The sequence below is a fragment of the Micromonospora sp. KC213 genome (assembly GCF_004348325.1).
Lineage (GTDB): Bacteria > Actinomycetota > Actinomycetes > Mycobacteriales > Micromonosporaceae > Micromonospora.
Genome location: NZ_SMKF01000046.1, coordinates 1 through 11,493 on the forward strand (window position 1 = coordinate 1; position 11,493 = coordinate 11,493).

At 74.9% G+C, this 11,493-nt stretch carries 12 protein-coding genes and 1 pseudogene; 8 read left to right on the forward strand and 5 right to left on the reverse strand.

Features of this window, described 5'->3' with window-relative positions; all coding sequences use genetic code 11:
* From E1166_RS31970 to E1166_RS12445, 3 genes and pseudogenes are all read left to right on the forward strand, one after another.
* Window positions 1–140 (forward strand): annotated as a pseudogene (locus E1166_RS31970) (hemerythrin domain-containing protein); the annotation flags it as partial.
* Window positions 141–198: 58 nt separating this feature from the next.
* Window positions 199–1,188 carry a LysR family transcriptional regulator gene (locus E1166_RS12440; RefSeq protein ID WP_132263541.1) on the forward strand — a complete coding sequence of 330 codons (990 nt, stop codon included), beginning with the start codon at window positions 199–201 and terminating at the stop codon, window positions 1,186–1,188.
* 20 nt (window positions 1,189–1,208) lie between these two features.
* The gene (locus E1166_RS12445) at window positions 1,209–1,442 is read left to right on the forward strand and encodes a hypothetical protein (RefSeq protein WP_132263543.1); all 234 of its coding nucleotides are present in this window, start codon (window positions 1,209–1,211) and stop codon (window positions 1,440–1,442) included.
* Window positions 1,443–1,495: 53 nt separating this feature from the next.
* On the opposite strand, the gene E1166_RS12450 is transcribed toward E1166_RS12445, so the two are convergent.
* The 3 genes from E1166_RS12450 to E1166_RS12455 are packed head-to-tail and all read right to left on the reverse strand — an operon-like array spanning window position 1,496 to window position 4,576.
* Window positions 1,496–1,846, reverse strand: a complete 351-nt coding sequence (locus E1166_RS12450) for a DUF3140 domain-containing protein (RefSeq protein WP_132338599.1) — start codon at window positions 1,844–1,846, stop codon at window positions 1,496–1,498.
* Window positions 1,846–2,007, reverse strand: a complete 162-nt coding sequence (locus E1166_RS30885; RefSeq protein ID WP_165944319.1) for a hypothetical protein — start codon at window positions 2,005–2,007, stop codon at window positions 1,846–1,848. The genes E1166_RS12450 and E1166_RS30885 overlap by 1 nt, the downstream gene beginning before the upstream one ends.
* 16 nt (window positions 2,008–2,023) lie before the next feature.
* Window positions 2,024–4,576 carry an ATP-dependent Clp protease ATP-binding subunit gene (locus E1166_RS12455; protein WP_132338601.1) on the reverse strand — a complete coding sequence of 851 codons (2,553 nt, stop codon included), beginning with the start codon at window positions 4,574–4,576 and terminating at the stop codon, window positions 2,024–2,026.
* 122 nt (window positions 4,577–4,698) lie between these two features.
* Between E1166_RS12455 and E1166_RS12460 the strand changes: the two genes are divergently transcribed.
* The 5 genes from E1166_RS12460 (at window position 4,699) to E1166_RS12480 (ending at window position 9,896) form a co-directional block, all read left to right on the forward strand.
* Entirely contained in the window at window positions 4,699–5,079 is a 381-nt protein-coding gene (locus E1166_RS12460) for a hypothetical protein (protein WP_132263549.1), read from the forward strand.
* A 266-nt stretch (window positions 5,080–5,345) separates the two neighbouring features.
* The gene (locus E1166_RS12465) at window positions 5,346–5,606 is read left to right on the forward strand and encodes a hypothetical protein (RefSeq protein ID WP_132186691.1); all 261 of its coding nucleotides are present in this window, start codon (window positions 5,346–5,348) and stop codon (window positions 5,604–5,606) included.
* 9 nt (window positions 5,607–5,615) lie between these two features.
* The gene (locus E1166_RS12470) at window positions 5,616–6,557 is read left to right on the forward strand and encodes a hypothetical protein (RefSeq protein ID WP_243710317.1); all 942 of its coding nucleotides are present in this window, start codon (window positions 5,616–5,618) and stop codon (window positions 6,555–6,557) included.
* Complete coding sequence (locus E1166_RS12475; protein ID WP_132338603.1) at window positions 6,550–9,234, forward strand: FtsK/SpoIIIE domain-containing protein; 2,685 nt, start codon at window positions 6,550–6,552, stop codon at window positions 9,232–9,234. Before E1166_RS12470 ends, E1166_RS12475 begins: the two co-directional genes overlap by 8 nt.
* Entirely contained in the window at window positions 9,231–9,896 is a 666-nt protein-coding gene (locus tag E1166_RS12480; RefSeq protein WP_132263553.1) for a hypothetical protein, read from the forward strand. The genes E1166_RS12475 and E1166_RS12480 overlap by 4 nt, the downstream gene beginning before the upstream one ends.
* Window positions 9,897–9,935: 39 nt before the next feature.
* Here the strand turns inward: E1166_RS12480 and E1166_RS12485 are convergent, their stop codons facing one another.
* Both E1166_RS12485 and E1166_RS12490 read right to left on the reverse strand, forming a co-directional pair.
* Window positions 9,936–11,204: a cupin domain-containing protein gene (locus tag E1166_RS12485; protein WP_132338605.1), complete on the reverse strand. Its 1,269-nt coding sequence runs from the start codon at window positions 11,202–11,204 to the stop codon at window positions 9,936–9,938.
* Window positions 11,205–11,213: 9 nt separating this feature from the next.
* Complete coding sequence (locus tag E1166_RS12490) at window positions 11,214–11,456, reverse strand: hypothetical protein (protein ID WP_132263557.1); 243 nt, start codon at window positions 11,454–11,456, stop codon at window positions 11,214–11,216.
* Window positions 11,457–11,493: the final 37 nt, after the last annotated feature.

An 11,493-nucleotide genomic window follows, 5' to 3' on the forward strand; every position in this document is an offset into this window, starting at 1 on the left:
CCCGCCCGCACCCCGACAGCCCGGCCACTCCGCCCTGGAACCGCCTGGTCGATCCGGCGTGGGGGGTGGTGGACAAGGTGCGCGACGCGGTCACCGGACGGCGGACGTACCCGATCGACTCCGACGACGACCGCGACTGATCCACACCAATACGTTCAGGGCCTTCCCCTGACCGTGGCGTGGTCCTACCGTCACGTTATGAATCTGGAGCTGCGGCACCTGCGGGTGGTCTGCGCGATCGCCGAGACGGGGAGCGTGACCAAGGCGGCATCGGCCCTCGGCCTGGCCCAACCGGCCCTGACCGCGCAGCTGCAGCGCATCGAGCGCACACTGGGCGGCCCGCTGTTCGAACGGGACCGGCGCGGGGCCCGTCCCACCGCGCTGGGGGAGCTGGTCCTGGCCCGGGCCCGGGTGCTGCTGCCGGCGATGAAGGGCCTGCAGGACGAGGCGGCCCGGCTGGCCGGGGCGGACGACGCGCTGGCCCGCTACCGGTTCGGCGGCGTGAACAGCCCGATCCTCGGTCGCCTGGTGCACCGGCTCGCCGCCGCGCAGCCCCAGGCACAGATCACCACGTACGCCTCCTGGTCGGCCGACGAGTTGGCCACGCTGGTGGCCGGTGGGCGGCTGGACTTCGCCCTGACCGGCATCTGCGGGGACGCCAACCCGCCCGCGGAGTTCGGGTTGAGCTGGCGGGAGGTGGCCGTCGACCCGGTGCTGGTGCTCCTGCCCGCATGGCATCCGATGGCCGGCCGCGACGAGATCGGCCTGGCGGAGCTGAGCGACGAGCAGTGGGTGGCCGCGCCGGGCGACGGGTGCTTCGGCGACTGTTTCGCCGCCGCCTGCGCCCGCGCCGGTTTCACCCCGCGCAAGGTGTACGAGACCGACGTGCGCGGCTGCATGGATCTGGTCGACGCCGGGGAGGCGGTCGCGCTCTGCCAGGCCACCTTCCGCCCGGTGGCCGGTTTGGTGACCCGTCGGCTGACCGGCACGCCGCTGCGGTGGCGGCTGCTGCTCGGCTGGCACCCCGACTCCCCCGCCGCCCGGGTCGCCGAGCCGGTGCTGGAAGGGGCGGTGGCCGCGTACACCGACTCGCTGGGCGTGCATCCGGACTACCTGGCCTGGCTGCGGCACCACCCCGAGTTCGGGGCTCGCCCCGCGCCGGCCCGACCGGGGGTGCGAACGGCCTGACGACGGGTATCAGAGGCGGTATGACCGATCTCCATCCCACCGACGACGAGCGGGAGCTGCTGCGTCGGGCAGCCGCCGCGCACACCGCCGCGGCCCGCGATGTCGAGGCGTTCCTGCGCCGCCTGCCGGAGGTGCCGGACCCGACCGACGTCACCGAGTACGCCACCCTGCTCAGCCGGGAGGAACGCACCCTGGCCGACCGGCAGAGCGCCGCCACCGCCGCCGGCCTGCAACTGCCCAGTCTGGAGTCCTGACCGGCGGACGCCGGTGCCCGCGGACCACCGGGTCCGCGGGCACGCCGCTGGGATCAGCGTTCGACGAGGACGTCGTGCCCCAGGTCGAGCAGGGCGTGCCGCCACTGGTCGTCGGAGTTGCCGGCGCGGGGCTTCTCCGCCGTCAGCGCCCGGATGCGGTCGATCGCCTCCCGCATCACCTCGATGTCCTCCGGGGTCAGGTCCACCTTGCGTTTGGTCAGCACCCGCAGGATCCGCCGGCCCGGCTCCGGCAGGTCGAGGTCCGGGTTCGGCCCGAACGACTCCTCCCCGGAGCCGCGGGTGAGCAGCCACTGCCGCAGCTGTTCGGAGGGGACGTTGACCTCGGCGTGGAAGTCCTCCCAGATCACTTCGACCTCGGGGTCGAGTCGCTGCTCGCGTGCCATCACGCCTCCTCTTCCGGTCGCCCGGCCGGTGCCGGGTCCCCGTCGGTCTGCTGCTTCGGCCCCTCCGCCGGCACTTGCACCCGGGCCGGGTTCGCCGTCGGCGGGGCGAGGATCGGTTCGCTGCGCTCGGTGTTGTCCCTGGTCTCCTCCGGTTCGGTCATCTCCTCGCCCTCCGCGTCATCGTGGGTGCGACGTGGTGGCCGGGGTGTGGCCGGAACCACCGGCGGCCACCTCGATGGTGAGCTGACCGTCGCGGGCGTCGACGGTGACCTTCTGGCCGGGAGAGATCTGGTTTTCCAGCAGCATCCGGGACAGCCGGTTGTCGACCTCCCGCTGGATGACCCGGCGCAGCGGCCGCGCCCCGAACTCCGGCTGGTAGCCGTGCTCGGCCAACCAGTCGATACCGGCGGTGGTCACCTCGATCCGCACGTCCTGGGCGTGTAGCCGGCGGCGGGTCTCCTCCAGCAGCAGCTCGGTGATCTGCCGTAGCTGCTGGGTCTCCAGCCGGCGGAAGATGATCGTCTCGTCGATCCGGTTGAGGAACTCCGGGCGGAAGGTCTCCTGGAGCCGGCGCATCAGCCGTTCCCGCAGTTCGTCGCTCTCCCCCCCGCCGCCGGACTCGCCCGCGCCGAAGCCCACCGCGCGCTGGCTGCCCGTGATCAGCTCCGCGCCCAGGTTGCTCGTCATGATCAGTACGGTGTTCTTGAAGTTCACCGTCCGACCCTGGCTGTCGGTGAGCCGGCCGTCGTCGAGCACCTGCAGCAGGATGTTGAACACGTCCGGGTGGGCCTTCTCGACCTCGTCGAGCAGCACCACCGCGTACGGTCGGCGGCGCACCGCCTCGGTGAGCTGGCCGGCCTCCTCGTACCCGACATAACCGGGGGGTGCCCCGACCAGCCGGGCCACCGTGTGCCGCTCCTGGAACTCGCTCATGTCCAGCCGGACCATCCGCTCGGCCTCGCCGAAGAGCGCCTCGGCCAGGGCCCGGGCCAGCTCGGTCTTGCCGACCCCGGTCGGGCCGAGGAACAGGAAACTGCCCATCGGGCGGTTCGGGTCGGCCAGTCCGGTACGGGAGCGGCGCACCGCCTCGGCCACCGCGCTGACCGCGTCGTCCTGCCCGACGACCTTCGCGTGCAGCTGGCCCTCCAGCCGCAGCAGCCGCTCCCGCTCCTCCTCGGTGAGCTGGCTGACCGGGATGCCGGTGGCCCGGGAGACCACCTCGGCGATCTCCGCGGGGCCGACCGACGGGACGTGGTGGCCACCCTCGTCGCCCTGGGCGCGGCGCAGCTGCTCCTCGATCTCGGCCAGGCGGTCGCGCAGCGCGGACGCCTTCTCGTACTGCTCGTCGGCGACGGCCTGCTCCTTGTCCCGGCGTACCTCGTCGAGCTGCTGCTCCAACTCCCGTACGTCCGAGGCGGGGGTGCGGGTCCGTAGCCGGACCCGCGCGCCGGCCTGGTCGATCAGGTCGATCGCCTTGTCCGGCAGGTACCGGTCGGTGACGTACCGGTCGGAGAGTTCGGCGGCGGCGACCAGCGCCTCGTCGGTGAACCGGACCTGGTGGTGGGCCTCGTAGCGGTCCCGCAGGCCGCGCAGGATGGCCACGGTGTCCTCGACGCTGGGCTCGGGTACCAGCACCGGTTGGAAACGCCGCGCCAGCGCCGCGTCCTTCTCGATGCTGCGACGGTGCTCGTCCAGTGTGGTCGCGCCGATGACCCGCAGCTCGCCCCGGGCCAGGGCGGGTTTGAGCATGTTGGAGGCGTCCATGCCACCCTCGCTGCCGGCACCGCCGGCGCCGACCAGGGTGTGGATCTCGTCCAGGAAGATGATCAGCTCGTCCCGGTGGGCCCGGATCTCCTCGATCACCTTCTTCAGCCGTTCCTCGAAGTCACCCCGGTAGCGGGTGCCGGCGACCAGCCCGGCGAGGTCGAGCTGCACCACGCGCTTGCCGATCAGGGTCTGCGGCACGTCGCCGTCGCAGATCCGCTCCGCCAGTCCCTCCACGATGGCGGTCTTGCCGACGCCCGCCTCGCCGATGAGCACCGGGTTGTTCTTGGTCCGCCGGGAGAGGATCTCCACGGCCTGCTCGATCTCCTCGGCGCGCCCGATCACCGGGTCGATCTGGTCGTTGCGGGCCAGATCGGTGAGGTCCTGCCCGTACTGGTCGAGGGTGGGGGTGCCGCGGTCCGGGCGCGGCCCGCCCGCCGGGCCACGTTCGGCGCTGGCGGCCTGCAGCGACTCTGGCTGGATCCGCCCGGCGGCGAGCATCCGACCGGCCGGCGATTCCGGGTTGAGTGGCAACGCCATCAGGATGTGCTCGGGGCCGATGTAGTTCGCCCCCATCGCGCGGGAGAGTTGGTGGGCGTCGAGCAGGGCCCGCTTCGCCGCCGGGGTCAGCGACAGGTTCGGCGGCACCTCGCCGCCGGGCACCCCCTCGCCCCGGCCGCCGAGGGCGTTGACCAGCGTGTCCGGGTCGGCGCCGGCCCGGCGTACCAGGTCGCGCAGGGGCTCGCGCTGCAACGCCGCCCACAACAGGTGGTCGGTGTCCAGGTCGTTGCTGTGCTTCTCGGCGGCCCGCCGCGCGGCGTCGGCCAGCATTTCCCGGGCGTCGGCGGTCATCAGTCGGGTGATGTCGACCCGGTGGGCCGGTCGGCGTCCACCCTCACCGCGGCCGAAGTACCGGGCCAGGAACTCGTCCCACGGATCGGCGCCGTAGTCACCGGGTCCCATCATCTTCCCTCCGCTCCTCGGGGCGCGGCACGCCTCGCCCAAGGCGACCTGCGGGCGCGGCACGGTCGCCGGTGGCTACCCGGGGGCCGGCGCGACAAACGCGCCGGGGTGACAGGCTGGGGGGTATGGAGACCCGCCCGCTGCTGATCGTCGACGGCGCCAACGTGGTCGGTTCCCGACCCGACGGCTGGTGGCGGGACCGGGCCGGGGCGGCGGCCCGGCTGCGGGACGCCCTGGCCCCGCTGGCCGCGCGCGGGCTGCCACCCGAACTGCCGCCGCCGGTGGAGGTGGTGCTGGTGGTGGAGGGGGCGGCCCGGGAGGTCCGCGGGACGCCCGAGGTGCGTACGGTGCCGGCTCCCGGCTCCGGCGACGACACCATCGTCGACCTGGTGCGCGCCGCTCCGGATCGCCGTCGACTGGTGGTGACGGCCGACCGGGAGCTGCGGGCCCGGGTGAACCGCCTCGGCGCCGAGGTTCACGGCCCCCGGTGGCTGCCCCGCCCCTGATGGCCCCGCGCCCGTCGCGGCGGCTCGGGTGCCAGGTCGGCACGCCCGGAAACCGCTCTCCGAGGCGGTAGATCCGGCGAGGGCTCGGGTCCGGTCAGCGGGACCGGATGGGGTGTGGACGGGACCGGTCAGCCGGGACGAGCGGCACAGGGGCGCACGTCGTGGCGTTGATCGGAGCGATCCGGGCCGGACATGTCCAGGGTGGAAGTTCTTTACCGACCGGGTATGCGTTGTAATGGACGTCTCCCCGCCCCCAGGAGGTCACCGTGGCGAGCGTCGCCGAACTGAAGGCAGCCATCGAGGTCGCCCTCCAACAGATCGGGGACGGTCAGACAGCGGTCCAGGCCGCCGGCGAGAAACTCGCCGAGGCACAGCAGACCCTCGCCGGGGCCCTGGAGGGCAGCGGCCACGAGACCGTGGAGGCGGCCCAGGCCTCACTGACCCAGGCCGGCCAGGAGCTGGAGGAATGCCTCGCCGCGACCCTGGTCGCGGTGGAGCAGGCACAGCTCTACGTCTCGACCCTCTGAGCGGTCGCCATGTCCATCGTGGAGGACGTGGGGGCCCAGGTGCGCGCCGCCGCCGAGGAGTTCCCCCTCGCCCAGCTGGCCCTGGCGTTGGAGAAGTTCGGCCAGGCCACCGAGCGGTTGCGCTGGGTCCGGCAGGAGTCGGCGAATCCGATGGGAGTGCCGGAACTCGCCGCGGCCGTCGAGCACGCCGAGTCGGCCGGGCACGCCCTGCGGGTGGCCCAGGAGCAACTCTCGGCGTACCTGGCCGCGATCGGGCTCGCCCCGGACGGTGCCCCACCGGCCCCACCGGCGAGCCGGGCGCCGAGACACGACGCACCCCGGGACGAGGCCACGCCACCCGCCGCGCCGCCGGAGCGGCAGCAGGAGGATCCCACCGTCACCCGCTGGTGGTCGGTGCGGGTCGCCGAACTGACCGGCGGCCGGGAGGGCCCGCCGGACGAACCGGACGAACGCGTCGCCGACTCCCGGGAGCTGCTGCGCCGGGTGGTGGGCGGGGTCCGCTCGGGCGACCGGGACCGGCTGCGCCGGGAGCTGCGCGGCGCGCACGCCGACGTCGGCCTCGGCATGGCCGCGATCGCGCCGCCGCTGCTGCGCGACCTCGCCGGCGAACTGCTCGGTCACCCACCCCGCGCCGACGACCTGAGCCGGCTGCGCAACGAGCTGGACGGCCGGGTCCGCGACCTGCTCCCCGGACTGCCCCCACCGGTGCTGGACACCCTGCTCACCCGGCTCTGCCGGATGCCGCCGCCACGGCGGGGCGAGGGCGAGGAACAGCCGCACGCCGCCGACCCGGCCGTCACCGCCGGGGTGGTGACCGGGGTGCTGCTGTCCCGGCTCGGCCGCGACCTGCCCCGCACCGAGGAGACCGACGCGCGCCGGGAGGCGGTGGCCGAGGGCCGCCCGGGCGGGCGGAGCACCGCGACCGGACCGGATGGCGCCCCCCGTGGCTGACCTGCGTGGCCACCTGGTGTCCCGGGTGCGTGGGCTGCTCGCCGAGGCCGGTGGCGCCAGCCGTACCCGGCTGAGCACGGCCGAGGCGGAACTGGCCGCCGTACGGGAGCGGCTGGCCCGCACCCGGCGGGCCGCTGCCGCCGTGCCGCAGCGGGTCGCCGCGGAGCGGGACCGCCGGCTCGCCGAAATCGACGAGCGGCACGCCACCCGGATCACCGAGCTGGCCCGACGGGCCGCCGCCGCGGCGATGCGGGAGGCACCCGGCGCGGCGTCCGCGCCGTGGGCCGAATGGCGGCCCACCCCCGCCGGCCGGCGTGAACCGGTCGGCCCGACCCGGGTGGGCACCCTGCGCATCCCCGGCGCGGAACCGGTCCCGGCGCTGGTCCCACTGCTGGACGCCGGGCACGTGCAGGTGTCCGGCACCGACCGGCACGGCGGCGACGCGGTCGTCTCCGCGCTGCTGCTGCGCGGCGTCGGCCGGGCCGATCCCGGCGCGGTGCGCCTGCACGGCTACGATCCCGAACACCTCGGCGGCGGCCTGGCCGGATTCGCCCCGCTCGGCACCGCCGGGCTGCTCACCTTCGTCGGTCCCGGTGGGCTGGGACGGCTCCTGGACGACCTGGTGGAACAGATCCGCCGGATCAACGAGACGGTCCTCGCCGGCGAGTACGCCTCGCTGCGCGAACTGGCCGCGGCGACCGGCCGCAGACCCGAGCCGTGGCGGGTGGCGGTGCTGCTCGGCGGGGACGAACCGTCGCGGCACGAGCGCGGCCAACTCGACCGGGTGGTCCGCACCGGTGCGGCCTGCGGGGTCCACCTGGTGGTCCGCGGCATCGAGCTGCCGGACGACCCGACGCTCACCCGGATCGTCGCCGAACCGGGCGCGGCGCGCGTCGGCGGCCCCACCGGCCTGCCGGTACGCCTCGACCCACCACCGCCCGCCGCGCTGGTCACCGAGACCTGCCGGGAGATCGCCTCCCGGGTCAACGCCGGCCCGCCACCGACCCCCTTCACCGACCTGCTTCCTCCGCCCGAGCAGATGTGGCGGGAGGATTCGGCGCACGGGCTCACCGCCCCCATCGGCGAGGGCCCACACGGCCGCCCGGTGCTGCTCACCCTCGGTGACTATCCGCCGCACGCGCTGATCGGCGGGCCGTCCGGCACCGGCAAGACCAACCTGATCTTCGCCTGGATCGGCGCGCTGGCCGCCCGCTACTCCCCGTCCGAACTGGAGTTCTACCTGCTCGACTTCAAGGAGGGGGTGTCCTTCGCCCGGTTCGCCCAGGGCCGGCGCGACCCGAGCTGGCTGCCGCACATGCGGCTGGTTGGCATCAACGTCAACACCGACCGGGAGTTCGGGCTGGCGTTGCTGCGGTTCCTCGCCGAGGAGCTGCGTCGACGCGCCGACGCGGCGAAGAAGCACGAGGTCACCAAGCTCGCCGAGTTACGCGCGGTGGACCCGACCGGGCACTGGCCACGGATCGTGGCGGTGGTGGACGAGTTCCAGGCGCTGCTGGCCGGCCGCGACGTGGTCGCCCGGGAGGCCGCCGACCTGCTGGAGGACCTGGCCCGGCGGGGCCGCTCGCAGGGCATCCACCTGGTGCTCGCCTCGCAGGACGTACGCGGCATCGAGGCGTTGTGGGGGCGGCCGGCGCTGGTCGCCCAGTTCACCCTGCGGATCGCGCTGCCCAAGGCGCTGCGGATCCTCGCCGAGCGCAACGACGCGGCGCAGGCGCTGCCGAAGTACCACGCGGTGGTCAACGCCGAGTCCGGAATGGCCGAGGGCAACCAGGTCGCCCGGATCCCCTCGGCCGGCGACTGGGAGACCTGGAGCGAGCTGCAGCACCGGCTGTGGCGGATGCGGCCGGCCGACGCCGCCCCGGCCCGGCTCTTCGACGGCGACGCGGTGCCCCGGCTGGCCGAGGCGCCCGACTTCCGCGCGCTCACCCCGCCGGCCGGTGATACCCCACCCCGGGGGCCGGTGGCGCTGCTCGGGGAGATCATCGACGTGCAGGCCCGCTCCGCTTCGCTGCGCCTGCCCCGGGCGCCCGGACGGAACCTGGCCGTGCTCGGCACCCGGGTCGACGAGGCGTGCGCGGTTCTCGACGCCGCCGCCCGCTCCCTGGCGCGCCAGCACCGTCCCGGCACCGCCCGCTACTCCATCGCCTGCCTGGACCCGGACGCCGACCCGGCGGCCCGCGCCCTCTACGCCGACCTGGCCGACGACGCCGCCTGGTACGACGAGGAGACGGTGCCGGAGCTGATGGCCGAGACCGTCGAGGCGCTGGGCCGGCCCGGCACCCCGAGCACACCGCACTACCTGTTCCTGTTCGCCGTCGACGCGGCGGCCGGCGCGCTGTCGGTGAGCACCGGCGGGCGCGACGGCCTGGACCGGCTGCGCCGGATCCTGCACGACGGGCCGGAACGGCGTACCCACGTGCTGGCCTGGTGGCGGGGGGTGGCCCGGATGCGGGCCGACCTGGGCGGGCCGGCCGCCCGTACCGACCAGATCGGGGCCTGGGTGGCGCTCGATGTGCAGGGCGGTGAGCTGGGTTCGTCGCTGTACCCGGGCACCGGAGGGCCGGACTGGTACCCGCGCCCGTGGCGGGGGCTGTTCTTCGACCGAGCGGTGCACCGCACCGGACAGGTGATCATCCCTTATGGTCCGTCCCGATGAACGAACCGGTCGCCAGTGACACGTACGCCGCCCACGTCCGCCGCCTCGCCGAGCTGACCGGCCGGGTAGCAACCCAGCGCGCCGAGGCGCAGGCCTGGTACGACCAGCAGTGCGCCGCCGCCGAACGGGCCGTCGCCGAGGCGGACGAGCAGCTGCGCCGTGCCGAGGCGGAGCTGGCCGAGGCCCGGTCCCTGGCCGACCGTGTGGACGCCGAGGTGACCCACCTGTGGGCGGAGCTGCGCGGCCGGCTGGGACTGGGCGCACGACGGCTCGGACCGCCGCCGGGGCCGGCCCGTGACGCCACCGGCGATCCGGTCGACGCGTTGCGCACGGTACGGGACCTGCTCGACCGCGCCGGTCAGCCGGGGGAACTACCGGGCTCGGCGAACCCGCTGCTGGCGCTCTGCGGGGTGGCGGGCGCGCTGCTGGCGTACGCGTTGGGTGTCGGTGCCCGGGCGGTGGGTGCCCGGTACGGCGGCGACCTGGCGGTGGGAATGCCGGTGCTGGCGCTGGTGGTGACCCTGCTCGGTCCGCTGGCCGGGCTGGCTCCGGCCAAGCGGCTGGCCGACCGGCGGCACGCCCTGCTCGGCCCCCGCCCGGCCGCGATCGTGCTGGTGGCCGGTCTGGCGACCACGGTGACGTTGCTGGTCGCGGCCCGCTGACCGCGCCCCCGACCGGCCGGGCGCGGTGGTCGGCCGGGGTCAGGCCGGGACGGCGACGGCCTCGCGCAGCAGCCGGCGGGCCAGCACCAGCCGATCGGCGTCGTCGTCCAGTCCGGGCAGGTCCCCGACCCGGATCCCGTCCCCGGTGAGCAGGGCACGCAGCGCGGGCGCGCACTGCGCCGGCAGAGTGATCGTCCGGTCGAACAGACGCAACGCAACCCGGTCGTCGCCGGTGGCGGCGAGTTGCCAGCGCAGCCCACCCCGGGGGGCGATCCGGCTGTCGGAGTCCAGCGCGTCGAGCGCGGCGGCCTGGGCCAGGGGCCGGATCGGTGCCGGCCGGACGGCGGGCCAGGCCCGCTGTCGCAGCCGGGCGGCCAGCGCCGCCGGATCGGCCCGCAGCAGCCAGTCGCGCAGCGCCTCGACCGTCTCGGTCAGTTCCGGCTCGATCGCGTCCGGGTCGGCCACGTCGATACCGAACGGCAGCCCGGCACGCAGCCGTGGATCCTCGGCGGCGAGCGCCAGCAGTTCCTCCACCAGCGCGTACCGGGTCAGCGCCCGGATGCCCACGGTCAGGTGCAGCGACCGGGACTCCTGCGCCTGCGCGCTGTGCAGCCAGCCGCGGGGCAGGTAGAGCGCGTCACCGGGTTCGAGTACCACGTCCAGGGCGGCGGGACCGGTGGCGGTGGCGGACACCTCGTCGGCCCGGCCACCCCACGGTTGCTTCTCCAGCGGGTCCGGCAGCACCGGCGGGTGGATCCGCCAGTGCTTGCGGCCGTCGACCTGGAGCACGAAGACGTCGTGGGTGTCGTAGTGGGTGGCGAAGCCCTGGTTGCCGGCCGGGGTCAGGTAGGCGTTGACCTGGAGCGGCTGGGCCAACGCGGTGCCCAGGTCGCGGGCGAAGGCGACCAACGCCGGCCAGGTACGGTGCAGTCCCTGCAGGACCAGCGTGGCGCCGGAGGCGTACAACTCCAGAATCTTCTCGTCGAGGACCTGGTCGCCGATCTCGGCGCCCGCGCCACCGGTGCCGGTGTAGCGGGCCGCGGGCACGAGCTGGCCGTCCTTGGCCACCCGCAGGAACGGCGTACGCAGGCCACGCCGACTCAGCAACTCGTCGGCGTCGGCGGAGCTGAGCAGGTCGGAGAAGCCACGCGGGTTCGGCAGCTCGGCGGCGCGGGACAGCAACGGCTGCCGACCCCAGTACGCGGTGGCGAACTTGGCCGGCTCGACGCCGACGCAGCGGGCCAGCGCGTGCATGGCGGACGGAACCGCCGGGCGGCCACGGCCACCCGGCGGGTCGATGATCGTCATGATGGTCGGTCAGTCGGCGCTGCCGTCGGCGCCACCGTCCTGCTGGCCCGGGGTCGCCCCACCATCGGCCGGACCCTCCGCGCCGCCGTCGGCGCCACCGTCCTGCCGGCCCGGGGTCGCCCCACCGTCAGCCGGACCCTCCGCGCCGCCGTCGGCGCCACCGTCCTGCCGGCCCGGGGTCGCCCCACCATCGGCCGGACCCTCCGCGCCGCCGCCGCTGGTGGTCTGCATGTCGTCGTCGTTGAGTGCCATGGGTGCTCCCTCGGGTGTGCCGCCCCGCCGTCGGTCG

What these genes read in the sequence shown, in the direction of transcription:
- E1166_RS12460 (WP_132263549.1), top strand. Translation starts at nt 4,699, where the DNA reads ATGGAGACCCGCCCGCTGCTGATCGTCGACGGCGCCAACGTGGTCGGT.
- E1166_RS12450 (WP_132338599.1), bottom strand. Translation starts at nt 1,846, where the DNA reads ATGGCACGCGAGCAGCGACTCGACCCCGAGGTCGAAGTGATCTGGGAG.
- E1166_RS12440 (WP_132263541.1), top strand. Translation starts at nt 199, where the DNA reads ATGAATCTGGAGCTGCGGCACCTGCGGGTGGTCTGCGCGATCGCCGAG.
- E1166_RS30885 (WP_165944319.1), bottom strand. Translation starts at nt 2,007, where the DNA reads ATGACCGAACCGGAGGAGACCAGGGACAACACCGAGCGCAGCGAACCG.
- E1166_RS12445 (WP_132263543.1), top strand. Translation starts at nt 1,209, where the DNA reads ATGACCGATCTCCATCCCACCGACGACGAGCGGGAGCTGCTGCGTCGG.
- E1166_RS12480 (WP_132263553.1), top strand. Translation starts at nt 9,231, where the DNA reads ATGAACGAACCGGTCGCCAGTGACACGTACGCCGCCCACGTCCGCCGC.
- E1166_RS12470 (WP_243710317.1), top strand. Translation starts at nt 5,616, where the DNA reads ATGTCCATCGTGGAGGACGTGGGGGCCCAGGTGCGCGCCGCCGCCGAG.
- E1166_RS12455 (WP_132338601.1), bottom strand. Translation starts at nt 4,576, where the DNA reads ATGATGGGACCCGGTGACTACGGCGCCGATCCGTGGGACGAGTTCCTG.
- E1166_RS12490 (WP_132263557.1), bottom strand. Translation starts at nt 11,456, where the DNA reads ATGGCACTCAACGACGACGACATGCAGACCACCAGCGGCGGCGGCGCG.
- E1166_RS12485 (WP_132338605.1), bottom strand. Translation starts at nt 11,204, where the DNA reads ATGACGATCATCGACCCGCCGGGTGGCCGTGGCCGCCCGGCGGTTCCG.